Genomic DNA, 22,144 nt, shown 5'->3' with positions numbered 1-22,144 from the left:
TGATTAGGTTAGCGGCGCAAAGCTGTGTTTTTCCCACTAAACTCCGCGTTTTCGCCGATCTTTGCCGGTTTAGACCATCGTAAAAACGATCCTTGAGGTGCCTGCGGTGCCTCGACAAAATGTTGCGCGTGAACAAGCTGGATGAAACACAGTCTGTTCTGCATCGAATATTTATTTGCCGGGGCGCCCTTATGGCGCGTCGCTACCGTGAGATAGCCGTCCTCCATGTTTGGTTCCAACGACGACAAGAAGAGCCCAGCTGCGGCTGGCGAGAAGAAAAGCCTGTTCGGATGGCTGCGGAAGAAACCGCAGGAACCCGTCGTCGAACAGCCGCCCGCGATTCCTGAGCCGGCCCCCGCTCCAGCACCTGCAATAGAAGAAGAACCGGCGCCGATTGTCCTGCCGATCGCCGAACCGGTGCTGCAACCTGAGGCTGAAGCCGAGCCCGAAACGCCGGCCGCTCCCGAACTGCCGCTGACGCCCGCCGCCGAGCCGTGGCTGACCTTGCCGGTGGCAGAAGAACCGGTCGCGCTGGTTGAAGAAGCGGCGCCACATGTGACGCCAGTGATTCCTGCGCCGGTTGCCGAGGTGGCTGCGCAGCCTGTGCCTGAACCGGTTGCCGAGCCCGCGCCGGTCATTTCCGAACCCGTCGCCCCGGTTGTCCCGCCGTCCGAGCCTGCGCCTGCGCCTGCACCGCTTGCCGCGGCACCAGTTGTCGCTCCGATCGTGCCAGTCGAAGCGCCTGTAGAAGCGCCCGTCGAAACCCCGCGCACCGAAGAAACCAAAGCCGGTTTCTTCGCCCGCCTCAAGCAAGGCCTGTCGAAGACCAGCGCCAGCATCGGCGAGGGCATGGCCAGCCTGTTCCTCGGGCGCAAGACCATCGACGATGACCTGCTCGACGACCTCGAAACTCGCCTGCTCACTGCCGACGTCGGCGTCGAGGCCACCACGCAGATCATCCAGCGCCTGACCCAGAAGGTTGCGCGCAAGGAACTGGCCGACGCCGACGCCCTGTACAAATCCTTGCAGGCCGAATTGGCGGCGATGCTCAAGCCGGTTGAACAGCCACTGAAAATCGCCTCGCAGAACAAGCCTTTCGTGATTCTGGTGGTCGGCGTCAACGGCGCCGGCAAGACCACCACCATCGGCAAACTGGCGAAGAAGCTGCAACTGGAAGGCAAGAAAGTCATGCTGGCGGCCGGCGATACTTTCCGTGCCGCAGCTGTTGAGCAATTGCAGGTCTGGGGCGAGCGCAACAAGATCCCGGTCATCGCCCAGCACACCGGCGCCGATTCGGCTTCGGTGATCTTCGATGCCGTGCAAGCGGCCAAGGCCCGTGGCATCGATGTGCTGATCGCCGACACCGCCGGTCGTCTGCACACCAAAGACAACCTGATGGAAGAACTGAAAAAGGTTCGCCGGGTGATCGGCAAGCTCGACGCTGACGCACCGCACGAAGTGCTGCTGGTGCTCGACGCCGGCACCGGCCAGAACGCCATCAACCAGGCCAAGCAGTTCAACCAGACCGTCGAACTGACCGGCCTGGCGCTGACCAAGCTGGACGGCACCGCCAAGGGCGGGGTGATTTTCGCCCTGGCCAAGCAGTTCGGCCTGCCGATCCGCTATATCGGCGTCGGTGAAGGCATCGACGATTTGCGCACCTTTGAAGCCGAACCCTTTGTCCAGGCACTGTTTGCCGAGCGGGAGCGTTCATGATTCGTTTCGAACAGGTCGGTAAACGCTACCCGAACGGTCACGTCGGCTTGCATGAGCTGAGCTTTCGAGTCCGTCGTGGCGAGTTCTTGTTTGTCACCGGTCACTCCGGTGCCGGTAAATCCACGCTGTTGCGCCTGTTGCTGGCAATGGAACGGCCGACCAGCGGCAAGCTGCTGCTCGCCGGGCAAGACCTGAGCACCATCAGCAACGCGCAGATTCCATTCCTGCGCCGACAGATTGGCGTGGTGTTCCAGAATCACCAGTTGCTGTTCGATCGCACAGTGTTCAACAACGTCGCCTTGCCGCTGCAGATTCTCGGCCTGTCCAAGGTCGAGATCGCCAAGCGCGTCGATTCGGCGCTGGAACGCGTGGCGCTGTCGGATAAAACCGATCTGTACCCGGGCGACCTGTCCACCGGTCAGCAACAGCGCGTCGGCATCGCCCGCGCCATCGTCCATCGCCCGGCCTTGCTGCTGGCGGACGAACCGACCGGTAACCTCGACCCGCGACTGGCGGCGGAAATCATGGGCGTGTTCGAAGACATCAATCGTTTGGGCACCAGCGTGTTGATCGCCAGTCACGACCTGGCGCTGATCGCGCGCATGCGTCACCGCATGCTGACCCTGCAACGCGGCCGCTTGATCGGCGACGGGGAGGCCGGGGTATGAGTGCGACACGCAGTCCGAAGGTTTCCGAGCGCGTGGCCCCGAAAGCCGCCGACCCGCAACCGCAGAAGAAGAAAAAACACGACGATGACGACGGCCCGGATTTCGCCACGCTGTTTCGCGCCTGGATCGAAAGCCATCGCGCCAGCCTGCTCGACAGTCTGCGCCGTCTCGGCAAACAGCCGATCGGCAGCTTCTTCACCTGCATGGTGATGGCCGTGGCGTTGAGTCTGCCGATGGGGCTGTCGCTGTTGCTCAACAACGTCGAGCGTCTCGGCGGTTCCTGGCAGCGCGCGGCGCAGATTTCCCTGTACCTGCAACTCGACGCCAGCCCGGAGCAAGGCGAAGCGCTGCGTGAGCAGATCAAAGGCATGCCCGGCGTCGCTGATGCCGAGTATGTCGGCCGCGATCAGGCGCTGGAAGAGTTCCAGCAGCAGTCCGGTCTGGGTGAAGCCCTGCGTGAGCTGCCAGAGAACCCGTTGCCGGGGGTGGTGCTGGTAACGCCGAACGAAGTCGACAAGCCGACACTCGAAGCATTAAGACAAAAACTTTCCGAGCTGCCCAAGGTACAACAGGCGCAACTTGATCTAGTCTGGGTCGAGCGTCTGGCCGCCATCCTCAAGCTTGGCGACCGCTTTGTCTTCGGTCTGACGGTGTTGTTGGTGTCTGCATTACTTTTGGTGATAGGCAATACCATTCGTCTTCATATTGAAAACCGCCGCACCGAGATAGAAGTGATTAAACTCGTCGGCGGCACTGACAGTTATGTGCGCCGCCCTTTCCTTTATATGGGCGCGTTGTATGGCTTCGGTGCGGGGCTGTTGTCCTGGGGTGTATTGGCGTTCGGCCTGAACTGGCTGAACGATGCAGTGGTTGGACTGGCCGGCTTGTACGGCAGTGATTTCGCCCTGGCCGGTGTGCCAGTGGCGGACGGTCTGTCGCTCTTGCTTGGCGCGGTGCTGTTGGGTTATATCGGTGCATGGATTGCAGTCGCACGTCATCTCAGGGAGCTGGCGCCGAAGTAGAATCTTTTTTGCGCGTGATTGACCTTGCGGTTTTTATGGGAACTTGTACCTGAGTTCCCGGTCAATTTTTCGCAGTGCCGAGAGGCACGAGTATGTGAGTGGGAGGTTTTTTCGTATGACCAATTCTTTGCAACCTGCGTATGCGCTGGTTCCGGGTGCGAACCTGGAAGCCTACGTGCACACCGTCAACAGCATTCCATTGCTGACGCCGGAGCAGGAGCGTGAACTGGCCGAGAGTCTCTACTATGAGCAGGATTTGGGGGCGGCTCGGCAGATGGTGCTCGCCCACCTGCGTTTTGTCGTACACATTGCCCGTAGCTACTCCGGCTACGGTCTGGCTCAGGCTGACCTGATCCAGGAAGGTAACGTCGGCCTGATGAAGGCCGTCAAGCGCTTCAACCCGGAAATGGGTGTGCGTCTGGTGTCGTTCGCCGTGCACTGGATCAAGGCGGAAATTCACGAGTTCATCCTGCGCAACTGGCGCATTGTGAAAGTCGCGACCACCAAGGCCCAGCGCAAGCTGTTCTTCAACCTGCGCAGCCAGAAGAAACGTCTGGCGTGGCTGAACAACGAGGAAGTCCACCGTGTGGCGGAAAGCCTCGGCGTCGAGCCGCGGGAAGTGCGCGAGATGGAAAGCCGTCTGACCGGCCACGACATGGCCTTCGACCCGGCTGCCGAAGCCGACGACGACAGTGCCTTCCAGTCGCCGGCCAACTATCTGGAAGACCACCGGTACGACCCGGCGCGTCAACTGGAAGATGCCGACTGGAGCGACAACTCCAACACCAACCTGCACGAAGCACTGGAGGTGCTGGACGAGCGCAGCCGTGACATCCTCTACCAGCGCTGGCTGGCGGAAGAGAAAGCCACGCTGCACGACCTGGCGCAGAAGTACAACGTGTCGGCCGAGCGAATCCGTCAGCTCGAGAAGAGCGCGATGAACAAGCTCAAGTTGTCGATCGCCGCGTAACCAGCGCATCAGCAACAAAAAACGCCCCGATCAGCGATGATCGGGGCGTTTTCATTTGGAAGATCAAAAGATCGCAGCCTTCGGCAGCTCCTACAGGTGAAACGCAATCCCATGTCGGAGCCGCCGAAGGCTGCGATCTTTGCTTTTGATTTATTCAGCCCAAGGCGCCCGCCGCGAATCGTTCAGCCCCAGCAAATAACTGTCCCCACCCAACTGACTCATCTGCTGGCGAATCCACCCAGCCCGACGCGACACATACCCGGTCGGATGACTGGCGCTCCACACCCGCGGATTGGGCAGTACCGCCGCCAGATAACTCGCCTGCTGCCGCGACAACGATTTCGCGCTCACGCCAAAATGATGCCTTGCCGCCGCTTCGGCACCAAACACGCCGTCATCCCACTCGACGCTGTTCAGATACACCTCAAGAATCCGCTGCTTGGGCCAGAACACTTCGATCAACGCGGTAAACCACGCTTCCAGGCCTTTGCGCAGATAGCTGCGGCCCGACCACAGAAAGAGATTTTTCGACACTTGCTGGCTCAAGGTGCTGGCGCCACGAATCGAACCGCCCAGTTCGTTGTGGGCCAGAGCGGCCTGAATCGCGCGCAGATCGAAGCCCCAGTGCTCGGGGAATTTCTGATCCTCGCCGGCAATCACCGCTACCTTCAAGTCATCGGAGATCTCATTCCACGGTTTCCAGGTGCGCTGCAGGTCGATCGGCTCACCGTCGACCCAGGATTCGACCTTGCGCTCGACCATCAACGCCGTGCCCGGCGGTGGCACGAAGCGAAACACCAGCACCAGCAAGACACTGCCGCCGGCAAACCAGAGCAGGGCCTTCGTGAGACGACGGAAAATTGAACGCAGCATAGAGATGGCTTGGCCGAACCCGTGGAGCGGGCCATTATACAGACCCTGCCGATCGCGTCTGACTGGAGTTCCCCATGCTGCGTGGCTTTTTGATGCTGGCCGCTTTTTTCGGATTTACCGGTGTTGCGCTGGGCGCTTTCGCCGCCCATGGCCTGAAAAATCGCCTGACCCCGGAATACCTGACGATTTTCCATACCGGCGTCACCTATCAATTGGTGCACACTCTTGCGCTGTTCGGGGTGGCGCTGCTGGCCACGCAAATTCAAGGGCGCCTGATCAGTTGGGCCGGCGTGTCCTTCACCGTCGGCATCCTGCTGTTCTCCGGCAGCCTGTATCTGCTGACCACCACTGGCATCAGCAAGCTCGGCATCATTACTCCATTCGGTGGCCTCGCGTTTCTGGTCGGTTGGATCTGCCTCGGCTTCGCCGCCTGGCGCCTATCCTGAATCTGACGCTCTCCGCGTAGGAGCTGCCGAAGGCTGCGATCTTTTGATTTTGTTTTCAAGATCAAAAGATCGCAGCCTTCGGCAGCTCCTACACGGACCGGTTTCAAGACGAATGGCTTGGGTCAGCCTGACTGATCGGGCTAGAATGCCAGCCCCTAAAAATGATGGCGGCGTTGTGCATGCGCATTCAGTTGAACGGTGAGTCCTTTGAATTGCCCGACGGTGAAACCGTTGCGGGCCTGATCACTCGTCTGGATCTGACCGGACGCCGTGTGGCCGTAGAGCTCAATCTGGACATCGTCCCGCGCAGCCAGCATGCCGATACCATGCTAAACGACGGCGACAACGTCGAAGTGGTCCACGCCATCGGCGGCGGCTGATTGTCCCGGCCTGCAAGGGCACAGAATTCTGCAAGACCCTCACCCTTAAAGAGGATTCCCCATGAGCATCGTTCGTAGCGACAAGCCTTTTGTGCTGGCCGGTCGTACTTACCAGTCGCGTTTGCTGGTCGGTACCGGCAAGTACCGTGACATGGAAGAAACCCGCCAGGCCATCGAAGCCTCGGGTGCCGAGATCGTCACCTTCGCCGTGCGCCGCACAAATCTGGGCCAGATCGAAGGCGAGCCGAACCTGCTCGAAGTGCTGTCGCCGGAGCGCTACACCTTTCTGCCGAACACCGCCGGTTGCTACGACGCCATCGAAGCCGTGCGCACCTGCCGCCTGGCGCGTGAACTGCTCGACGGCCACAACCTGGTGAAGCTGGAAGTGCTGGCCGACCAGAAAACCCTGTTCCCCAACGTGATCGAAACCCTCAAGGCCGCGGAAACGCTGGTCAAGGAAGGCTTCGACGTGATGGTCTACACCAGCGATGACCCGATCATCGCCCGGCAACTGGCGGAAATCGGCTGCATCGCGGTGATGCCGCTGGCCGGTCTGATCGGCTCCGGTCTGGGTATCTGCAATCCGTACAACCTGCAGATCATCCTCGAAGAAGCCAAGATCCCGGTGCTGGTGGATGCTGGCGTCGGTACCGCTTCCGACGCGACCATCGCCATGGAGCTGGGTTGCGACGCCGTACTGATGAACTCGGCCATCGCCCACGCCCAGCAACCGGTCATGATGGCGCAAGCCATGCAGCACGCCATCGTCGCTGGGCGCCTGGCGTACCTCGCCGGCCGCATGCCGAAAAAACTCTATGCCAGCGCCTCTTCGCCGCTGGATGGTCTGATCAAGTAAGAGCCATTGATGACTGAATCGAACGACACGCCTGTCCAGCCGGACGAAGGCGACGAGCGCCAACACCGCCGCATCAAGAGTTTCGTGATGCGCGCCGGGCGCATGACCGAAGGCCAGCAACGCGGCCTGGATCAGGGCGCGCCGCTGTACGTGCTGCCGCTGGCCGATGCGCCGGTCGATTACGATCAGGTGTTCGGCCGCTCGGCACCGCGCTCGCTGGAAATCGGTTTCGGCATGGGCCATTCGCTGCTGGAAATGGCCGCGGCGGCGCCGGAGCAGGATTTCATCGGCGTTGAAGTGCACCGTCCGGGTGTTGGCGCGCTGCTCAATGGTGTGCTGACCCAGGGGCTGACCAATCTGCGCGTCTACGATTGCGACGCGATCGAAGTGCTCAACCGCTGCATCGCCGACAACAGCCTCGATCGCCTGATGCTGTTCTTCCCGGATCCGTGGCACAAGAGCCGTCACCACAAACGTCGTATCGTTCAGGCGTCGTTTGCTGAACTGGTGCGCAGCAAGTTGAAGGTCGGCGGCATTCTGCACATGGCCACCGACTGGGAACCGTATGCCGAGTACATGCTGGAAGTGATGAACGTCGCCCCGGGCTACCGCAATCTCGCCGAAGACGGCAAATGCGTCCCGCGCCCGGCCGAACGTCCGATCACCAAGTTCGAACGCCGCGGCGAACGTCTTGGCCATGGCGTGTGGGATCTGAAGTTCGAAAAACTCGCTTAAGCATCACGCAATAAAACTGTGGGAGCGAGCCTGCTCGCGAAAGCGGTTGTTCATTCAACTCTGATGTTGACTGACACACCGTATTCGCGAGCAGGCTCGCTCCCACATTTCGTTTCGGGGTGTTTGCGGAATCAGCGGCGGTCGGCGACCACACCGATCAACACCAGCACTACCAGCAGCACCGGTGCCAGGCTGTAGTTATTGAACTGGCTCAGGCCTTTGATCACCCACGGCGTGGCGTAGATCAGCGCGGCGCCGCTGCCGATCAGGCAGAGCAGGGCCATCAGGGGCACGCGCAGGGCGCCGGCAATGCTGCCCAGGCGTTGCTCGACCCAGCCTTTGAAGTCAGCCCCGAACAGCACCAGCAGGCAACCGACCAGCGCCAAAGCGATTTCCGAGAGATTGCTGCGGCTCCAGCGGGAGACGGTGGCCAGCAGGTCGAGTATCAAATCCATGCGTTTTCCCTTTGAGCTGAAGTCAGTTCAGAAATTGTTGCAGCAAATCGTTGAGGAACAGCTGGCCGCGTTCGGTCGCCGCCAGGCGTGACGGTTCGACCTGCAACAGGCCGCTTTGTTCGGCCGCTGCCCGGCCTTCGGCGAGGCTGTCCAGCGACAGCCCGGTGCGTTCCGGATACAGCCGTGATTCGACGCCAGCGGTCAGGCGCAAGGCATTCATCAGAAACTCGAACGGCATCTCATCATTGGTAAGCGCTTTCTCGCCGGCCTGAAAGCTTTTCGCCGGGTTGAGGTAGTCCTTCGGCAAGCGGGTCTTCCAGGTACGGACGATGCGTCCGTCCGGGTGGCTCAACTTGCCATGGGCGCCGGCGCCGATGCCGATGAAGTCGCCGAACCTCCAGTAATTGAGGTTATGCCGCGCCGGTCGCCCGGCCTGGGCATATGCCGACACTTCGTATTGCGCGTAACCGTACTCGGCCAGCAGCGCCTGGCCGGCTTCCTGAATGTCCCACAGGGTGTCGTCTTCCGGCAGCACCGGCGGCTGATTCCAGAACACCGTGTTGGGTTCAAGCGTCAGCTGATACCAGGAGATGTGCGTCGGCTGCAGCGCGATGGCCTGGCGCAGATCGCTCAAGGCATCGTCCAGCGACTGATCGGGCAAACCGTGCATCAAGTCCAGGTTGAAGTTATCGAACCCGGCCTGCCGCGCCATGCCTGCCGCACGCACGGCTTCGTCACCGTTGTGGATGCGGCCAAGGGCCTCAAGCTTCTCCTGCTGAAAGCTCTGGATACCGATCGATAGCCGGTTGATCCCCAGCTTGCGATAAGCGACAAACTTCTCTTGCTCGAAGGTGCCCGGGTTGGCTTCCAGGGTGATTTCGATGTCGGCGGCGAACGGGATGCGTTGTTCGACGCCCTTCAACAAGCGCCCGAGGGCTTCGGCGCTGAACAGGCTCGGCGTCCCGCCACCGAAGAAAATCGAAGTCAGCTCACGGCCATACACCGCATGCAGATCCTGATCGAGATCGGCCAGCAGCGCGTCGACGTATTCCTGCTCCGGCAGCACCGGGCTGGCGGTGTGCGAGTTGAAATCGCAATACGGGCATTTGCGCACACACCACGGGATGTGGATGTACAGCGCCAGGGGCGGCAGGGTTGGCAGCGGCGCCCGAGGCGAGGAGGCGGCGCCGCCGATGATCAGCGACGACGCGGAAGAATCAGTGGTCATTTCAAGCCCAGACGCTGGCGCAGCAGATCCATTGCACGGGCGCGGTGGCTGATCTGGTTCTTGTCGGCCGGGCTCAGCTCGGCACTGGAGCAGTCGCGCTCCGGCACCCAGAACAGCGGGTCATAACCGAAACCGTGCTCACCGCTGGTAGCGGTGAGGATGCGCCCGTGCCACAGGCCTTCGCAGAGAATCGGCAGCGGATCATCGGCGTGGCGCACCAGTGCTAAGACGCAGACGAACTGTGCGCCGCGCTCGGCTTGCGGCACGTCCTTCAGCGCATCGAGCAGTTTGGCGTTGTTCGCCGCGTCGCCCTGGCCGTCGGCGTAACGCGCCGAGTAGATGCCCGGCGCACCGCCAAGAAAATCCACCGCCAGCCCGGAGTCGTCGGCCAGTGCCGGCAGCCCGGAAATGCGCGCGGCGTTGCGGGCCTTGAGGATCGCGTTCTCGACGAACGACAGGCCGGTTTCCTCCGGCTCGACCTTGCTCCACTCGCCAATCGAGCGCAGTTGCACCGAGTCGCCGAGCATGGCCTGGAGTTCTTTGAGTTTGCCGGCGTTATGGCTGGCCAGTACGAGCTGCTTGATGTTCATCATTCGCCGGGGAAAAGTTCTTGGTTGAAATTGATGGTGTTGATCTTGTCGCCGTTCTGCACCTTGATTTCAAAGGTGCGGGTTTCCTGCTGCGGTACCGGGTACTGAGCGATGTAGTAGATCGCGCCCTGTTCGGTGACCTGGCGGAATTTCAGCGGCACGCTGTTGCTGGTCAGGTCCTTGATCGTGCCGGTGACGCTGGCGATCAGCGGTTTGCCGTCCTTGACCACCGAGACGTTGATCACGCCCTGGTTCTTGCTGCGAATCAGCTCCGCAGCCTTGGCAATGTCCGGTTGCAGAAACGTCGAGTTGAAGGTGTTGTAGTGCACCGTGATGTCACCGAAGGTTTCCTTGCGTTCACCTTTGATGACGTCCGCCGCCAGGGCGCCGGCGCTCAGGCAGGCAGTGAGTAACAACAACGCTAGACGACTCATGTTCGTGCTCCTCGAAATGGCCTGGTTCAGACCGCGACTCGGTGGTCCGCCAGTTGCGGGCTGCTGACGCGGTAGATACCGATTTCACCTAACAGATTAGGCCATAGCTTACTGGCCCACCCGTGGCGGTGCTGTTGATCCACGGCAAGCCGATCAATGACCTTGGCATCACGTTCGCGGCACAGTTCTTCGAAATCCTCGAAGGTGCAGAAGTGAATGTTCGGCGTGTTGTACCAGGTGTACGGCAGGAATTCCGAGACCGGCATGCGGCCCTTGCTCGCCAGGTACCAGCGGCAGCGCCAGTGCCCGAAATTCGGGAAGGTGATGATGCACTGGCGGCCGACGCGGAGCATTTCGTCGAGGATCTTGTCCGGGTAATGCACCGCTTGCAGGGCCTGGGTCATGACGACGATGTCGAAACTGTTGCTGGCGAAGTTGCCCAGGCCCTTGTCCAGATCCTGCTCAATGACGTTGATGCCCTTGGCCACGCACTCGGCGATGTTGTCGGCGTCGTTTTCAAGGCCATAGCCGGTGACGTTCTTGTTGTCGCGCAGCCAGGTCAGCAGTTCGCCGTCACCGCAACCGAGGTCGAGGACGCGGCTGCCGGCGGGGATCCATTCCTGGATGATTTCCAGATCAGCTCTCATGGCTTTCTCACAACGAAATGCGGTTCATGTAATTGCCGAACGCCTGCAAGTAACGCGGGATCGGAATCAGGAAAGCGTCGTGGCCCTGCGGCGCGTCGATTTCCAGGTAGCTGACGTCCTTGCGCGCGGCCATCAGCGCATCCACCAGTTCCCGCGAACGCGCCGGGGAGAAGCGCCAGTCGGTGGTGAACGACATCACGCAGAATTTGGCTGTGGCTTTTTCGAAGGTTTTCGCCAGATCATCGTCGAAGTTCGCCGCCGGATCGAAGTAATCCAGCGCTTTGGTCATCAACAGATAGGTGTTGGCATCGAAGCGCCCGGAGAACTCTTCGCCCTGATAGCGCAGATAGCTTTCGACCTGGAACTCGACACTGTGGAAGTCGTAGTTGAGCTTTTCGCTCTTCAGGCCACGGCCGAATTTCTCGCCCATGGAATCGTCGGACAGATAGGTGATGTGCCCGACCATGCGCGCCAGCATCAACCCGCGCTTGGGGATCACGCCAGCTTCCTGGAACGAACCACCGTGGAATTCCGGATCGGTAAGAATCGCTTGCCGCGCGACTTCGTTGAACGCGATGTTTTGCGCCGACAGCTTCGGTGCCGAGGCGATCGCCAGGCAGTGCCGCACGCGATCCGGGTAGGTGATGGTCCATTGCAGGGCCTGCATGCCGCCGAGGCTGCCGCCGATCACCGCTGCCCACTGGCCGATGCCGAGCAGGTCAGCCAGACGCGCCTGGCTGTGCACCCAGTCTTCCACGGTGAGCACCGGGAAGTCGGCGCCGAACGGCTTCCCGGTCTCCGGGTTGACGCTGCTCGGGCCGGTGGAGCCGTTGCAGCCGCCGAGATTGTTCAGGCTGACCACGAAGAACTTGTTGGTGTCGATCGGCTTGCCGGGGCCGATGCAGCTGTCCCACCAGCCGGGCTTGCGGTCGTCGACGCTGTGATAACCGGCAGCGTGGTGGTGGCCGGACAAGGCGTGGCAGATCAGCACGGCGTTGCTCGCCTGGGCGTTCAGCGTGCCGTAGGTTTCGTAGATCAGATCATAGGCGGCCAGCGAACGGCCACAGGCCAGCGCCAGCGGTTCGCTGAAGTGCGCGGTTTGTGGTGTCACCAGACCAACAGAATCGGCGGGAAAGGCAGTTGGCATCGACCCTGCTCTCGTTGAAATGAGGCGTAAGTCTAAAGACCGGGGGGGTTAGCGGCAAGCAACGATCAGGTCCGGCGTTTTCGCTTCGGACCGAGGTGCAGCCATTCGCGAGCAGGCTCGCTCCCACAGTTGAAATGCATTCCAATGTGGGAGCGAGCCTGCTCGCGAAAAAGGCGACTCGGTCAGTCAGACCGAGCGCACTGGCTCACATCAGCAAACGCAGAATCTCCGGCATCATCGTCATCGCCGCCAGATTGTTGATCACCAGCATGTCGATCAATTTCAGCGCCAGGAAGGCAAAGATCGGCGACAGATCCAGGCCGCCGAGGTTCGGCAGGAAGCGGCGGAACGGTGCCAGCGCCGGTTCACAGATCTGGTTGACCAGTTCGGCGCCCGGATTGTGGCTGCCCGGTGCGACCCACGACAGGATCACGCTGATGATCAGGGCGAAGAAGAAAATCTTCAGGAACAGCGCGGTGACGCCGATCAGCGACCAGATCAACAGTTGCAGCGGGTTGCCGGTGGTGCCATAGGTCAGCAGCAGGGTCAGCGCCATCAGCAGCAACTGCACGAGGATCGCCAGTACCAGCGACGACATGTCGAGGCCGAACAGGCTCGGGATGATCCGGCGCAAAGGCTTGAGCAGCGGCTGGGTGGCCTTGACCACGAACTGGCACAGCGGGTTGTAGAAGTTCGCCCGCACCAGTTGCAGGACGAAGCGCAGCAGCACGATCAGCAGGTACAGGCTGCCGAGGGTTTGCAGCACGTAAACCGCTGCGGTGTTCAATCCGATCATGTAAGGCTCCTTATTTGCCCAGTTGTTCGGCCATTTCGGCCGAGCGGTGCGCGGCGGCGCCGAGTGCGGTTTCAACCAGCGCTTCGAAGCCGCCAGCCTGGAATGATTTGATTGCAGCTTCCGTGGTGCCGTTTGGCGAAGTCACGCGGCGACGCAATTCGGCTGCGTCGACATCGCTGGACGCCGCCATGTGCGCGGCGCCCAGCGCGGTCTGCACGGTCAGTTGCTCAGCGATTGCTTTTGGCAGGCCAAGTTTGACGCCGGCGGCGGTCATGGCTTCGATCAGCAGGAAGAAGTACGCCGGGCCGGAGCCGGACACTGCGGTGACTGCGTCCAGTTGCTGTTCTTCGTCCAGCCACAGCGCGATGCCGACCGCGGACAACAGCTCTTCGGCTTGCTGACGCTGTTCGGCGGTAACTTCGCTGGTCGCGTACAGACCGCTGACACCCTGACGCAGCAGCGCCGGGGTGTTCGGCATGCAGCGCACGATCGGCTGTTCGCCGAGCCACGCGGTCATGCTCGCGCAGGTGATCCCGGCGGCGATCGACACCACCAGTTGATTCTGCTTCAGGTTCGGGCGAATCGCCTCGCACACGGCTTTCATCGCCTGTGGCTTGACCGCCAGCACGATGACATCGACGCCATCGATGGCCTGGGCATTGTCGGCGAAGGTTTCGATGCCGTGTTCGGCGCTGACCCTGGCGCGGGTGTCGTCGCCCGGATCGCTGGCGCGGATCTGCGCCGCTTCCAGACCCTTGGCGCGCAGGCCGCCAATCAGACTGGCCGCCATGTTGCCCGCACCGATAAACGCAATACGTGTGTTGCTCATGTGTGGTCCTTATCTGGAAACGTTCAAGACTGGGAATAATCTCTGGCGCCAAACAGCGCGGTACCGATCCGCACCCAGGTGGCGCCTTGGGCGATGGCCGACTCGAGGTCGTGGCTCATGCCCATGGACAAGGTGTCGAGCGGCAGATCGAGGCTCGCCTGCAAGGTCTGCACGGCGGCGAACGCAGCGTCTTGCTCGGCGCGTACTTCGGTCGGCTCGGGAATCGCCATCAGCCCGCGCAGTTTCAGCCGGGGCAGGGCGCTGATGGCCGCGGCCAGCGCTGGCAGATCGGCCGGGGTGCAACCGGATTTGCTCGCCTCGCCGCTGACATTGACCTGAATGCAGATATTCAGTGGAGGCAGCTCGGCGGGGCGTTGTTCGGACAGGCGTTGGGCAATTTTCAGACGATCCACGGAGTGCACCCAATCGAAATGCTCGGCAATCGCGCGAGTCTTGTTCGATTGAATGGGGCCGATGAAGTGCCAGATCAAGGGCAGGTCGGCCAGCTCCAGCTGTTTGCCCAAGGCTTCCTGCAAGTAGTTCTCGCCGAAGTCGCGCAGCCCGGCGGCATAAGCTTCACGCAGGGCCTGGGCGGGTTTGGTCTTGCTCACGGCGAGCAAATAAATGCTGTTTTCGTCGCGGTGCGCAGCTTTCGCCGCTGCCTGGATGCGCGAACTAACCTGAAGGATGTTGTCTGCTATCGTGGACATCAAGAGGCGCCGGCGGTCTGTAGGTTCGCGGCATTCTACTGGAATTGAGGGACGCTATGGATATCACTGAATTGCTGGCCTTCAGCGCCAAACAGGGCGCTTCCGACCTGCACCTGTCGGCCGGCCTGCCGCCGATGATCCGCGTCGATGGCGATGTGCGACGGATCAATCTGCCGGGGCTGGATCACAAGCAAGTGCACGATCTGATCTACGACATCATGAACGACACGCAGCGCATCGAATTCGAGAAAAATCTGGAAACCGATTTTTCCTTCGATGTGCCCGGCGTGGCGCGGTTTCGGGTCAACGCATTCAACCAGAACCGTGGCGCCGGCGCGGTGTTCCGCACCATTCCCTCGAAAGTGCTGAACATGGAAGACCTCGCCATGGGCGATGTTTTCCGCAAGATCACCGATGCGCCGCGAGGGCTGGTGCTGGTGACCGGGCCGACCGGTTCCGGCAAATCGACCACGCTGGCGGCAATGATCGATTACCTCAACACCCATCGCCATCACCACATCCTCACCATTGAAGACCCCATCGAGTTTGTCCACGAATCGCGCAAATGCCTGATCAATCAGCGCGAAGTCCATCGCGATACCCGCAGCTTCGCCACCGCGCTGCGCTCGGCGTTGCGTGAGGATCCGGACGTGATTCTGGTCGGCGAGATGCGCGATCTGGAAACCATTCGCCTGGCGCTGACCGCCGCCGAGACCGGGCATCTGGTGTTCGGCACGCTGCACACGACCTCGGCGGCGAAGACCATCGACCGTGTCGTCGACGTGTTCCCCGGCGACGAGAAGTCGATGGTGCGTTCGATGCTCTCGGAGTCGTTGCTGGCGGTGGTGTCGCAGACGTTGATCAAGAAGATCGGCGGCGGGCGGGTGGCGGCGCATGAAATCATGCTGGGGACATCGGCGATCCGTAACCTGATCCGCGAGGACAAGGTGGCGCAGATGTATTCAGCGATTCAGACCGGTGGGTCGTTGGGGATGCAGACACTCGATATGTGCCTGAAGGATCTGGTGACAAAGGGTTTGATCAGCCGCGAGCATGCCCGCGAGAAAGCGCGTACCCCGGATAATTTCTAGCAGCCAAAAGCAAAAGATCGCAGCCTTCGGCAGCTCCTACAGGGAAACGCTGATCCCAATGTAGGTGCTGCCGAAGGCTGCGATCTTTCGATCTTTAACGCTGGACTACACGCAGCTGCTGTTGCTCTTTCGGCAACACGCGCTTGGCCACGACGTAATGCTTTTCCCAGTAGGGCTTGTTCAGCGTGTCGATGCTCACCGCTTTGCCACGGCGCGGGGCGTGGATGAAGCGGTCGTTGCCCAGGTAGATGGCAACGTGATTGACCCGACGGCTCTTGATATTAAAGAAAATCAGGTCGCCCGGCTTCAGATCCTTGCGCTCGACTTTCTCGCCGTGACCGCTGGCCATGGCGTTGGAGGTGCGTGGCAGGTCGAACGTAGCGTCGTTGAACGCGTATTTCACCAAGCCGCTGCAATCGAAGCCTTTACTTGGGCTGCTGCCGCCCCAACGATAAGGTGTACCGAGGACGTTCACCGCACGGCTCAGCACATTGCTGCTTTCCTTGCTCGCCATCGGTGGCACCAGTTTGCTGCGGCTCTTGCTGCTCAGCGTGGTGGTCTTGCTCTTGCTGCTTTTGCTCGCTGGAGCCGAAGCATGGGATTTCGGGGTAAAGCCGTTAACGTTAGGAAGACGTTGCTCACGATTGGTGGCGTGGGCGGCCAGTGGCATTAATAGGCAAATAGTCAGCCATGTCTTGAAAAATGGTCGCATTAGGCGTGGCTCGTAAGTGATAGCGCGCAACTTTATAACAGCTTTTTTTGCCGTTCCGAGGCCGTTCATCGATTCATTCGGCCGGCTACGGAACCAAAAACGCTCAAAAAGTACGCAATTGTCCGACAGAAGTCAGGTTCTACAAGGGTTTCGCGCTAGCAACGGTAACATTTGCCATACGTCGGCCACCTGTAAAAAAGTCACAAAGAAATGAAGAATATTTATCTATCGAGTGCAATGAGGTCTTAATGAACAGCTATCAGCTACCCCGCGTGAAAGAAAAAGACACTCACAGCAAAGTCATCGGCTACCTGCTGTGGATTTTCGGATTCACGGGTGCGCACCGCTTTTATTACGGCAAGCCGGTGACCGGGACGATCTGGTTTTTCACCTTTGGTTTGCTGGGGATTGGCTGGCTCATCGACGTGTTTCTGATCCCGGCGATGGATCGCGAGGCCGACCTGCGTTTTGCCGCCGGGCCGATCGAGTACAACGTCGCGTGGATCCTGCTGACCTTCCTCGGTGTGTTCGGCGTACACCGCATGTATCAGGGCAAATGGATCAGCGGCTTGCTGTATCTGCTGACCGGCGGGTTGTTCTTTATTGGTGTGCTGTATGACTTCTGGACGCTGAACGATCAGGTGTCGGTGCGTAACGCGCAGAATCGCGGCGCCTTCCAGTAAGCTTTCGCGAGCAGGCTCGCTCCCACAGGAATCACGGCAAAACCTGTGGGAGCGAGCCTGCTCGCGAGGGGGTCAGCTGGCTATCAAGCCTGGTGCGTAATCCGCCCATCCACCAGCGTATAGCGAACGACACCCGGCAAACTGTGCCCGATGAACGGGCAGTTCTCGCCCTTCGACAGCCAGTGCTCGCCGGCCACCGTCGATGCTTTCGGATCGAAGATCACGATATCCGCCGCACCACCCACCGTCAGTTTGCCCGCCGGCAGACGCAGCGCTTCGGCCGGGCCTGCGCTCAAACGAGCCAGCAGCGTCGGCAAGTCGAGCAAATCATCCTCGACCAAGGTCATCGCCAGTGGCAGCAGCAACTCAACACTGCTGATGCCCGGCTCGGTGGCGCCGAACGGCGCCAGTTTGGCGTCGCGTTCGTGGGGCTGGTGATGGCTGGAAATGGCCGAAACCACACCGGACTTCACCGCTTCACGCAAACCATCGCGGTCGGCGCGGGTGCGCAGCGGCGGTTGCACGTGATAGAGGCTGTTGAAGTCGATCAGCGCTTCGTCAGTCAGAATCAACTGATACAGCGCGACATCCGCCGTTACTTTCAGGCCACGGGCCTGCGCCTGGGCGATCAGGGCGACGCCGCGAGCGCTGGTCAATTGGCTGAAGTGCGCTCGCACGCCTGTCTGCTCGACCAGCAGCAGGTCCCGGGCCAGCGCGACGGTTTCGGCGGTTTCCGGAATGCCCGGCAGGCCGAGGAAACTGGCGACCGCGCCTTCGTGGGCCAGACCGCCCTCGGCCAGGTCGTGATCCTGCGAATTGAAGATCACCGTCAGGTCGAACGTCGCCGCATATTCCAGCGCCCGGCACAGGGTGCGGCTGTTGCGGAAACTCTCCAGACCGTTGCCGAACGCCACACAACCGGCGTCACGCAGGGCCACCAGTTCGGCCAGTTGCTCACCGTCCAGACCTTTACTCAGTGCGCCGATCGGGAACACCTTGGTGTTGCCGGCTTCGCGGGCGCGGTCGAGGATCAGTTCGGCCACGGCCGAGGTGTCGAGCACCGGTTTGGTTTTCGGCGGGCAGCACAGGCTGGTCACGCCGCCGGCAGCGGCAGCGCGGGTTTCGCTGACGATCGAGCCTTTGCGGCTGTAACCCGGCTCGCGCAGGGCAACGTTGAGATCGACCAGGCCGGGAGCTGCGACCAGGCCTTGGGCATCGATGGTTTCTACTGCGCTGAAACCGGCCGGCGCGGCGCCGAGGGCGACGATCTTGCAGGCTTCAACGTGGATGTCGGTGAGTTGATCCAGGCCGCTGCTTGGATCGATGACGCGTGCGCCGAGAATGCTGAGCTTCACTGGGCGTTCTCCTGCTCGAATTGACGTTGCGCAGTCTGCCCGCTCATGGCCATGGACAGCACGGCCATACGAATCGCGATGCCGTAGGTCACTTGATTGAGGATCACCGAGTGCGGGCCGTCGGCCACCGCTGACTCGATCTCCACACCACGGTTGATCGGCCCCGGGTGCATGACGATGCAATCCGGTTTGGCCCCGGCCAGACGCGCGGTGGTCAGACCGAACAGGCGGTAGAACTCGCCCTCGCTGGGCAGCAGGCCGCCGGTCATGCGCTCACGTTGCAGGCGCAGCATGATCACCACGTCGACGTCTTTCAGGCCTTCGGCCATGTCGGTGTAGACCTTGACGCCGTATTGCTCGATGCCGATCGGCAGCAGGGTTTTCGGCGCGATCACGCGGATGTCCGGGCAGCCGAGGGTTTTCAGCGCGAGCATGTTCGAGCGCGCCACCCGCGAATGCAGGATGTCGCCGACGATCGCCACCGAGAGGTTTTCGAAACCGCCCTTGTGCCGACGGATGGTGAGCATGTCGAGCATGCCTTGGGTCGGATGCGCATGCCGGCCGTCGCCGCCGTTGATGATCGCCACTTGCGGGCAGACATGCTCGGCGATGAAGTGCGCCGCACCGGAGTCGCCGTGGCGCACGACGAACATGTCGGCGGCCATGGCCTCAAGGTTGCGCAGGGTATCGAGCAACGTTTCGCCCTTGCTTGCCGACGATGTCGACACGTTCAGGGTGATCACGTCCGCCGACAGCCGCTGGGCCGCCAGTTCAAACGTGGTGCGGGTGCGCGTCGAGTTTTCGAAGAACACGTTGCACACGGTCTTGCCGCGCAGCAACGGGACTTTCTTCACCGCCCGGGCACCGACTTCGAGGAACGAGTCGGCAGTGTCGAGGATTTCCGTCAGCAGCTCGCGGCGCAAGCCGTCGAGCGAGAGGAAGTGGCGCAGCTGGCCCTGATCATTGAGCTGCAGCGGGCGCTTGGTATCTAGAGGCGTCATCGCGAGGGGGACTCTCAATAGGGCGGATTAAAGGGTGACGTCTTGCAGTTCGAGGCTCAGTGGCTCGGGGCCGGACAGCTTGACCCGCTGGTTGCCGGCCAGGGTCAGGGTGGCGCCGACCACGTTCGGGCGGATCGGCAGCTCACCGGCGTCCAGGTCCAGCAGGCAGACCAGGGTGACGCTGGCCGGGCGGCCGTAATCGAACAATTCGTTCATCGCCGCGCGGATGGTGCGACCGCTCATCAGCACGTCGTCGATCAGCACCAGATGCTGGCCTTCGATCTCGAAGGGCAGGGCGGACGGGCGCACTTGCGGGTGCAGGCCGTTCCGGCTGAAATCGTCGCGGTAGAAGGACACATCCAGGGTGCCCAGCGGCGCATCGCTGTTCAGTTCCTTGAGCAGCGCCTGCGCGACCCAGATGCCGCCGGTGCGAATGCCGATGTAACGCGGTTCGCTGATGTCACGCTGGGCAAGGTGCGCCTTGAGGCGGGTCGCCATCTGGCTGATCAGATCGGCGGGATTGGGCAGGCTCATGGTTGCTCCTTCGTGAATCCGGGCCGCGTCCTGCCGGACAAGGCTCGGTTTATAACCAAAAGAAAAGCGCCGAAGCGCTTGTCAGGATTCAAACAATGCAGTGTTTTCATCGAGCCAGCCCTGCAGCAGCAGGGCGGCGGCGATGGCGTCCACCGGGTTGTCGCGGTAACTGCCTTTCTGCCCGCCACGCACCAGTCGCTCGCCTTTGGCTTCGAAGGTGGTCAGGCGTTCGTCGTGGGTATAGAAGGGCAGGTTGTAGCGGCCGTTGAGGCGGCGGGCGAATTTCTCGGCGCGCACGCACATCTCGCTGGGCGTGCCGTCCATGTTCAATGGCAGGCCGACCACCACGGCGTCGGGTTTCCATTCTTTTATCAGCGCTTCGACCTGATCCCAGTTCGGCACGCCGTTCTGCGCTTTCAAAGTGCACAGCTCGCGGGCCTGGCCGGTGATGACCTGGCCGACCGCGACGCCGATCTGTTTGGTGCCGTAGTCGAAGCCGAGAATCAGGCGCAGGGCCATCAGGCGTGACCTGCCTGGCTGGTGAGCAGATTGAGGTCGATGCCCAGGTGCCGCGCCGCGGCTTCGAGGCGCAATTCGCTGCTGGTGTTGAAGAGAATGTCGGCGTCGTACGGGCAGGTCAGCCAGGCGTTGTCGGCGAGTTCCGCTTCCAGCTGCCCGGCTTCCCAGCCGGCGTAACCGAGGGCAATCAGGCTTTTCGCCGGACCGACGCCGTCAGCGATGGCGAACAGCACGTCCTGCGAAGTCGAAAGAGCCAGATTGCCGTCCAGTTGCGCAGTGGCCTGGAAGGTTTTGCCCGCCGGGTGCAGGACAAAACCGCGATCGGTCTGCACCGGGCCGCCGATGAAGATGGGTACGTGCTGGCACAGTGCTGGCGGGTCGATGTCCGGGCGCAATTGCTCGAGGATGTCGGCCAGATTCAGCTCTTGCGGCCTGTTGACCACAATCCCCATAGCGCCATTGGCCGTGTGCTCGACGATGTAAGTCAAGGTGTGGGCAAAGTTCGGGTCGGCCATGTGTGGCATGGCGATCAGGAAGTGATGCTTGAGGTAGCTGGGGCTGACGTTTTTCATGAGCGCTAGTGTGGCGTTCGGGGGGCGAACTGACAAGCCGGAGATGTAAGCAACACACCGATCAACTGTAGGAGTGAGCCTGCTCGCGATAGCGGTGTGTCAGTCAAATGTTCAGGTTCTGACATACCGCTATCGCGAGCAGGCTCACTCCTACAAGGGATTTGCGGTGTGTCAGTTACTGGAGAGCTTGTCGCCCCGGGCAAATTTCCAGGTGCGGATGATTTCCAGGCGGTCGATATCCGACAGATCGCCGGTAAACGGGGCGAACGGCGCAGCGAGGCGGACGATACGCTGCGCCGCCTGATCCAGCAGCGGCTGGCCGGACGACTCCAGCACCAGCACTTCATACAGCGAGCCGTCGCGGTTGATCGAGACCATCAGGCGCAGATTGCCGTAGATCTGCTTGCGCCGTGCTTCTTCGGGGTAGTTGAGGTTGCCGATGCGCTCGACCTTCTTGCGCCAGTCGTCCTTGTACCAGGCGCCCTTGTCGCGCATGGTCGACGCCGCGCTCAAGCGGTGGATGCGCGGGCGCTTGGCGTACAGCTGTTGTTCCTTGGCCAGTTCCGCCTCGAGGCTGGCGATGTCGCTGGACAGCTGCGAGCTGTCGAACGCCGGCGCATCGACGGTCGGTTTGACCTCGGTTTTGCTTTCTTCTTTTTTGGTCGGCGCTTTCTTCGGTTTCGGCGCGACGGTGGTCACCGCTGCTTTCGGTGCGGCTTCCTGCACTTCTGGCTTGGCCGCGGGTGGCGGGCTGACCTTTTTGACCTGATTGTCCTGGAACGGCGCGACTTCAGTGGTCTTGGGCAGGGCTTTCTTGTCCAGCGTGCCGCTGCCTTCCTGATTTTCCTGGGCGAGAAAATCTGCCTTTTCCGGCTTCTTCTCGGCCTTGAAGGTGGCCAGGGTGATTTCCAGGGTTTTGCTGATCTGCTGCGGCTCGACCATGGTGAAGCCGACGCCCAGCAGCAGCGCCAAATGAATCAGCGCCGCGAGAAACAGGGTAAAACCGAGGCGATCGGCCGGGCGCACGCCACGATGGGCGAGTTCAGCGGGCAGATCGGACGGGAGGGTCATGACAAGAAAACCAACATCGCGTTTTTCAGAGGCTGCGCATGATAACGCAATGTTGGTTTCGCGCCTTGGGCTTCACGCTTCAAGCGACAGACTGCATGTGACGT

28 protein-coding genes are annotated in these 22,144 nt (G+C 61.3%); 10 read left to right on the top strand and 18 right to left on the bottom strand.

Annotation, left to right across the window (positions count from 1 at the left end; genetic code table 11):
* Nucleotides 1–8: 8 nt before the first annotated feature.
* Nucleotides 9–227 (bottom strand): hypothetical protein, encoded by a 219-nt coding sequence (locus tag J2Y90_RS04215; RefSeq protein WP_253496817.1) that lies wholly within the window; start codon nt 225–227, stop codon nt 9–11.
* On the opposite strand from J2Y90_RS04215, the gene ftsY reads away from it, so the two are divergent.
* The 4 genes from ftsY (at nt 226) to rpoH (ending at nt 4,376) form a co-directional block, all read left to right on the top strand.
* Nucleotides 226–1,716 (top strand): signal recognition particle-docking protein FtsY, encoded by a 1,491-nt coding sequence (ftsY, locus tag J2Y90_RS04210; RefSeq protein WP_253496814.1) that lies wholly within the window; start codon nt 226–228, stop codon nt 1,714–1,716. The two genes, J2Y90_RS04215 and ftsY, sit on opposite strands and share 2 nt — an antisense overlap.
* Nucleotides 1,713–2,384 carry a cell division ATP-binding protein FtsE gene (gene ftsE, locus J2Y90_RS04205; protein WP_090287173.1) on the top strand — a complete coding sequence of 224 codons (672 nt, stop codon included), beginning with the start codon at nt 1,713–1,715 and terminating at the stop codon, nt 2,382–2,384. Before ftsY ends, ftsE begins: the two co-directional genes overlap by 4 nt.
* On the top strand, nt 2,381–3,406 hold the full coding sequence (gene ftsX / locus J2Y90_RS04200) for a permease-like cell division protein FtsX (RefSeq protein ID WP_073471030.1): 1,026 nt from the start codon (nt 2,381–2,383) through the stop codon (nt 3,404–3,406). Before ftsE ends, ftsX begins: the two co-directional genes overlap by 4 nt.
* Nucleotides 3,407–3,521: 115 nt before the next feature.
* The gene (gene rpoH / locus J2Y90_RS04195; protein ID WP_016772717.1) at nt 3,522–4,376 is read left to right on the top strand and encodes an RNA polymerase sigma factor RpoH; all 855 of its coding nucleotides are present in this window, start codon (nt 3,522–3,524) and stop codon (nt 4,374–4,376) included.
* A 150-nt stretch (nt 4,377–4,526) separates the two neighbouring features.
* Here rpoH and mtgA read toward each other — a convergent pair whose 3' ends face one another.
* On the bottom strand, nt 4,527–5,249 hold the full coding sequence (gene mtgA, locus J2Y90_RS04190; RefSeq protein WP_095181330.1) for a monofunctional biosynthetic peptidoglycan transglycosylase: 723 nt from the start codon (nt 5,247–5,249) through the stop codon (nt 4,527–4,529).
* 74 nt (nt 5,250–5,323) lie between these two features.
* Between mtgA and J2Y90_RS04185 the strand changes: the two genes are divergently transcribed.
* The 4 genes from J2Y90_RS04185 to trmB all read left to right on the top strand — a co-directional run bounded on the left by J2Y90_RS04185 (nt 5,324) and on the right by trmB (nt 7,666).
* The gene (locus J2Y90_RS04185; protein ID WP_253496811.1) at nt 5,324–5,695 is read left to right on the top strand and encodes a DUF423 domain-containing protein; all 372 of its coding nucleotides are present in this window, start codon (nt 5,324–5,326) and stop codon (nt 5,693–5,695) included.
* A 179-nt stretch (nt 5,696–5,874) separates the two neighbouring features.
* Nucleotides 5,875–6,075: a sulfur carrier protein ThiS gene (gene thiS / locus J2Y90_RS04180; RefSeq protein ID WP_253496807.1), complete on the top strand. Its 201-nt coding sequence runs from the start codon at nt 5,875–5,877 to the stop codon at nt 6,073–6,075.
* Between the two features lie 61 nt (nt 6,076–6,136).
* The gene (locus tag J2Y90_RS04175; protein WP_110644432.1) at nt 6,137–6,931 is read left to right on the top strand and encodes a thiazole synthase; all 795 of its coding nucleotides are present in this window, start codon (nt 6,137–6,139) and stop codon (nt 6,929–6,931) included.
* Between the two features lie 9 nt (nt 6,932–6,940).
* Nucleotides 6,941–7,666, top strand: coding sequence for a tRNA (guanosine(46)-N7)-methyltransferase TrmB (trmB, locus tag J2Y90_RS04170; RefSeq protein WP_253496804.1), 726 nt, complete (start codon nt 6,941–6,943; stop codon nt 7,664–7,666).
* A 131-nt stretch (nt 7,667–7,797) separates the two neighbouring features.
* Here trmB and J2Y90_RS04165 read toward each other — a convergent pair whose 3' ends face one another.
* The 9 genes from J2Y90_RS04165 to J2Y90_RS04125 all read right to left on the bottom strand — a co-directional run bounded on the left by J2Y90_RS04165 (nt 7,798) and on the right by J2Y90_RS04125 (nt 14,502).
* Nucleotides 7,798–8,121 carry a DUF3392 domain-containing protein gene (locus J2Y90_RS04165; RefSeq protein WP_008083808.1) on the bottom strand — a complete coding sequence of 108 codons (324 nt, stop codon included), beginning with the start codon at nt 8,119–8,121 and terminating at the stop codon, nt 7,798–7,800.
* 22 nt (nt 8,122–8,143) lie between these two features.
* Nucleotides 8,144–9,349: a radical SAM family heme chaperone HemW gene (gene hemW / locus J2Y90_RS04160; RefSeq protein WP_253496801.1), complete on the bottom strand. Its 1,206-nt coding sequence runs from the start codon at nt 9,347–9,349 to the stop codon at nt 8,144–8,146.
* A complete protein-coding gene (gene rdgB / locus J2Y90_RS04155; RefSeq protein ID WP_253496798.1) occupies nt 9,346–9,942 on the bottom strand; it encodes an RdgB/HAM1 family non-canonical purine NTP pyrophosphatase in 597 nt (198 codons plus the stop codon). The genes hemW and rdgB overlap by 4 nt, the downstream gene beginning before the upstream one ends.
* Nucleotides 9,939–10,373 (bottom strand): DUF4426 domain-containing protein, encoded by a 435-nt coding sequence (locus tag J2Y90_RS04150; RefSeq protein ID WP_253496794.1) that lies wholly within the window; start codon nt 10,371–10,373, stop codon nt 9,939–9,941. Before J2Y90_RS04150 ends, rdgB begins: the two co-directional genes overlap by 4 nt.
* 26 nt (nt 10,374–10,399) lie before the next feature.
* A complete protein-coding gene (metW, locus tag J2Y90_RS04145; RefSeq protein WP_024014659.1) occupies nt 10,400–11,020 on the bottom strand; it encodes a methionine biosynthesis protein MetW in 621 nt (206 codons plus the stop codon).
* Nucleotides 11,021–11,027: 7 nt separating this feature from the next.
* Nucleotides 11,028–12,167, bottom strand: coding sequence for a homoserine O-succinyltransferase MetX (gene metX / locus J2Y90_RS04140; RefSeq protein WP_253496792.1), 1,140 nt, complete (start codon nt 12,165–12,167; stop codon nt 11,028–11,030).
* Nucleotides 12,168–12,372: 205 nt separating this feature from the next.
* Entirely contained in the window at nt 12,373–12,963 is a 591-nt protein-coding gene (locus J2Y90_RS04135) for a YggT family protein (RefSeq protein WP_039757546.1), read from the bottom strand.
* Between the two features lie 10 nt (nt 12,964–12,973).
* Nucleotides 12,974–13,792, bottom strand: a complete 819-nt coding sequence (proC, locus tag J2Y90_RS04130) for a pyrroline-5-carboxylate reductase (protein WP_253496789.1) — start codon at nt 13,790–13,792, stop codon at nt 12,974–12,976.
* A 23-nt stretch (nt 13,793–13,815) separates the two neighbouring features.
* Nucleotides 13,816–14,502 carry a YggS family pyridoxal phosphate-dependent enzyme gene (locus tag J2Y90_RS04125; protein ID WP_253496786.1) on the bottom strand — a complete coding sequence of 229 codons (687 nt, stop codon included), beginning with the start codon at nt 14,500–14,502 and terminating at the stop codon, nt 13,816–13,818.
* A gap of 56 nt (nt 14,503–14,558) precedes the next feature.
* Between J2Y90_RS04125 and J2Y90_RS04120 the strand changes: the two genes are divergently transcribed.
* Nucleotides 14,559–15,593: a type IV pilus twitching motility protein PilT gene (locus tag J2Y90_RS04120; protein ID WP_253496783.1), complete on the top strand. Its 1,035-nt coding sequence runs from the start codon at nt 14,559–14,561 to the stop codon at nt 15,591–15,593.
* Nucleotides 15,594–15,687: 94 nt separating this feature from the next.
* On the opposite strand, the gene J2Y90_RS04115 is transcribed toward J2Y90_RS04120, so the two are convergent.
* A complete protein-coding gene (locus J2Y90_RS04115; RefSeq protein WP_042606566.1) occupies nt 15,688–16,305 on the bottom strand; it encodes a C40 family peptidase in 618 nt (205 codons plus the stop codon).
* A 248-nt stretch (nt 16,306–16,553) separates the two neighbouring features.
* Between J2Y90_RS04115 and J2Y90_RS04110 the strand changes: the two genes are divergently transcribed.
* Nucleotides 16,554–16,988, top strand: a complete 435-nt coding sequence (locus J2Y90_RS04110) for an NINE protein (protein ID WP_039757549.1) — start codon at nt 16,554–16,556, stop codon at nt 16,986–16,988.
* A gap of 83 nt (nt 16,989–17,071) precedes the next feature.
* On the opposite strand, the gene J2Y90_RS04105 is transcribed toward J2Y90_RS04110, so the two are convergent.
* The 6 genes from J2Y90_RS04105 to J2Y90_RS04080 form a co-directional block, all read right to left on the bottom strand.
* A complete protein-coding gene (locus J2Y90_RS04105) occupies nt 17,072–18,343 on the bottom strand; it encodes a dihydroorotase (RefSeq protein WP_253496780.1) in 1,272 nt (423 codons plus the stop codon).
* Nucleotides 18,340–19,344, bottom strand: a complete 1,005-nt coding sequence (locus tag J2Y90_RS04100) for an aspartate carbamoyltransferase catalytic subunit (RefSeq protein ID WP_016772736.1) — start codon at nt 19,342–19,344, stop codon at nt 18,340–18,342. Before J2Y90_RS04100 ends, J2Y90_RS04105 begins: the two co-directional genes overlap by 4 nt.
* 27 nt (nt 19,345–19,371) lie before the next feature.
* The gene (gene pyrR, locus J2Y90_RS04095; RefSeq protein WP_253496777.1) at nt 19,372–19,878 is read right to left on the bottom strand and encodes a bifunctional pyr operon transcriptional regulator/uracil phosphoribosyltransferase PyrR; all 507 of its coding nucleotides are present in this window, start codon (nt 19,876–19,878) and stop codon (nt 19,372–19,374) included.
* An 81-nt stretch (nt 19,879–19,959) separates the two neighbouring features.
* On the bottom strand, nt 19,960–20,397 hold the full coding sequence (ruvX, locus tag J2Y90_RS04090; RefSeq protein WP_016772738.1) for a Holliday junction resolvase RuvX: 438 nt from the start codon (nt 20,395–20,397) through the stop codon (nt 19,960–19,962).
* Complete coding sequence (locus J2Y90_RS04085; RefSeq protein WP_253496774.1) at nt 20,397–20,969, bottom strand: YqgE/AlgH family protein; 573 nt, start codon at nt 20,967–20,969, stop codon at nt 20,397–20,399. The genes ruvX and J2Y90_RS04085 overlap by 1 nt, the downstream gene beginning before the upstream one ends.
* A gap of 171 nt (nt 20,970–21,140) precedes the next feature.
* On the bottom strand, nt 21,141–22,040 hold the full coding sequence (locus J2Y90_RS04080; RefSeq protein ID WP_253496772.1) for an energy transducer TonB: 900 nt from the start codon (nt 22,038–22,040) through the stop codon (nt 21,141–21,143).
* Nucleotides 22,041–22,144 lie beyond the last annotated feature (104 nt).

Source organism: Pseudomonas koreensis, assembly GCF_024169245.1.
GTDB lineage: Bacteria > Pseudomonadota > Gammaproteobacteria > Pseudomonadales > Pseudomonadaceae > Aquipseudomonas > Aquipseudomonas koreensis_F.
The sequence above is the reverse complement of the archived record's forward strand: the minus strand, read 5'-3'. Positions and strand labels throughout refer to the sequence as shown.

What these genes read in the sequence shown, in the direction of transcription:
- ftsY (WP_253496814.1), top strand. Translation starts at nt 226, where the DNA reads ATGTTTGGTTCCAACGACGACAAGAAGAGCCCAGCTGCGGCTGGCGAG.
- J2Y90_RS04215 (WP_253496817.1), bottom strand. Translation starts at nt 227, where the DNA reads ATGGAGGACGGCTATCTCACGGTAGCGACGCGCCATAAGGGCGCCCCG.
- ftsE (WP_090287173.1), top strand. Translation starts at nt 1,713, where the DNA reads ATGATTCGTTTCGAACAGGTCGGTAAACGCTACCCGAACGGTCACGTC.
- ftsX (WP_073471030.1), top strand. Translation starts at nt 2,381, where the DNA reads ATGAGTGCGACACGCAGTCCGAAGGTTTCCGAGCGCGTGGCCCCGAAA.
- rpoH (WP_016772717.1), top strand. Translation starts at nt 3,522, where the DNA reads ATGACCAATTCTTTGCAACCTGCGTATGCGCTGGTTCCGGGTGCGAAC.
- mtgA (WP_095181330.1), bottom strand. Translation starts at nt 5,249, where the DNA reads ATGCTGCGTTCAATTTTCCGTCGTCTCACGAAGGCCCTGCTCTGGTTT.
- J2Y90_RS04185 (WP_253496811.1), top strand. Translation starts at nt 5,324, where the DNA reads ATGCTGCGTGGCTTTTTGATGCTGGCCGCTTTTTTCGGATTTACCGGT.
- thiS (WP_253496807.1), top strand. Translation starts at nt 5,875, where the DNA reads ATGCGCATTCAGTTGAACGGTGAGTCCTTTGAATTGCCCGACGGTGAA.
- J2Y90_RS04175 (WP_110644432.1), top strand. Translation starts at nt 6,137, where the DNA reads ATGAGCATCGTTCGTAGCGACAAGCCTTTTGTGCTGGCCGGTCGTACT.
- trmB (WP_253496804.1), top strand. Translation starts at nt 6,941, where the DNA reads ATGACTGAATCGAACGACACGCCTGTCCAGCCGGACGAAGGCGACGAG.
- J2Y90_RS04165 (WP_008083808.1), bottom strand. Translation starts at nt 8,121, where the DNA reads ATGGATTTGATACTCGACCTGCTGGCCACCGTCTCCCGCTGGAGCCGC.
- hemW (WP_253496801.1), bottom strand. Translation starts at nt 9,349, where the DNA reads ATGACCACTGATTCTTCCGCGTCGTCGCTGATCATCGGCGGCGCCGCC.
- rdgB (WP_253496798.1), bottom strand. Translation starts at nt 9,942, where the DNA reads ATGATGAACATCAAGCAGCTCGTACTGGCCAGCCATAACGCCGGCAAA.
- J2Y90_RS04150 (WP_253496794.1), bottom strand. Translation starts at nt 10,373, where the DNA reads ATGAGTCGTCTAGCGTTGTTGTTACTCACTGCCTGCCTGAGCGCCGGC.
- metW (WP_024014659.1), bottom strand. Translation starts at nt 11,020, where the DNA reads ATGAGAGCTGATCTGGAAATCATCCAGGAATGGATCCCCGCCGGCAGC.
- metX (WP_253496792.1), bottom strand. Translation starts at nt 12,167, where the DNA reads ATGCCAACTGCCTTTCCCGCCGATTCTGTTGGTCTGGTGACACCACAA.
- J2Y90_RS04135 (WP_039757546.1), bottom strand. Translation starts at nt 12,963, where the DNA reads ATGATCGGATTGAACACCGCAGCGGTTTACGTGCTGCAAACCCTCGGC.
- proC (WP_253496789.1), bottom strand. Translation starts at nt 13,792, where the DNA reads ATGAGCAACACACGTATTGCGTTTATCGGTGCGGGCAACATGGCGGCC.
- J2Y90_RS04125 (WP_253496786.1), bottom strand. Translation starts at nt 14,502, where the DNA reads ATGTCCACGATAGCAGACAACATCCTTCAGGTTAGTTCGCGCATCCAG.
- J2Y90_RS04120 (WP_253496783.1), top strand. Translation starts at nt 14,559, where the DNA reads ATGGATATCACTGAATTGCTGGCCTTCAGCGCCAAACAGGGCGCTTCC.
- J2Y90_RS04115 (WP_042606566.1), bottom strand. Translation starts at nt 16,305, where the DNA reads ATGCGACCATTTTTCAAGACATGGCTGACTATTTGCCTATTAATGCCA.
- J2Y90_RS04110 (WP_039757549.1), top strand. Translation starts at nt 16,554, where the DNA reads ATGAACAGCTATCAGCTACCCCGCGTGAAAGAAAAAGACACTCACAGC.
- J2Y90_RS04100 (WP_016772736.1), bottom strand. Translation starts at nt 19,344, where the DNA reads ATGACGCCTCTAGATACCAAGCGCCCGCTGCAGCTCAATGATCAGGGC.
- pyrR (WP_253496777.1), bottom strand. Translation starts at nt 19,878, where the DNA reads ATGAGCCTGCCCAATCCCGCCGATCTGATCAGCCAGATGGCGACCCGC.
- ruvX (WP_016772738.1), bottom strand. Translation starts at nt 20,397, where the DNA reads ATGGCCCTGCGCCTGATTCTCGGCTTCGACTACGGCACCAAACAGATC.
- J2Y90_RS04085 (WP_253496774.1), bottom strand. Translation starts at nt 20,969, where the DNA reads ATGAAAAACGTCAGCCCCAGCTACCTCAAGCATCACTTCCTGATCGCC.
- J2Y90_RS04080 (WP_253496772.1), bottom strand. Translation starts at nt 22,040, where the DNA reads ATGACCCTCCCGTCCGATCTGCCCGCTGAACTCGCCCATCGTGGCGTG.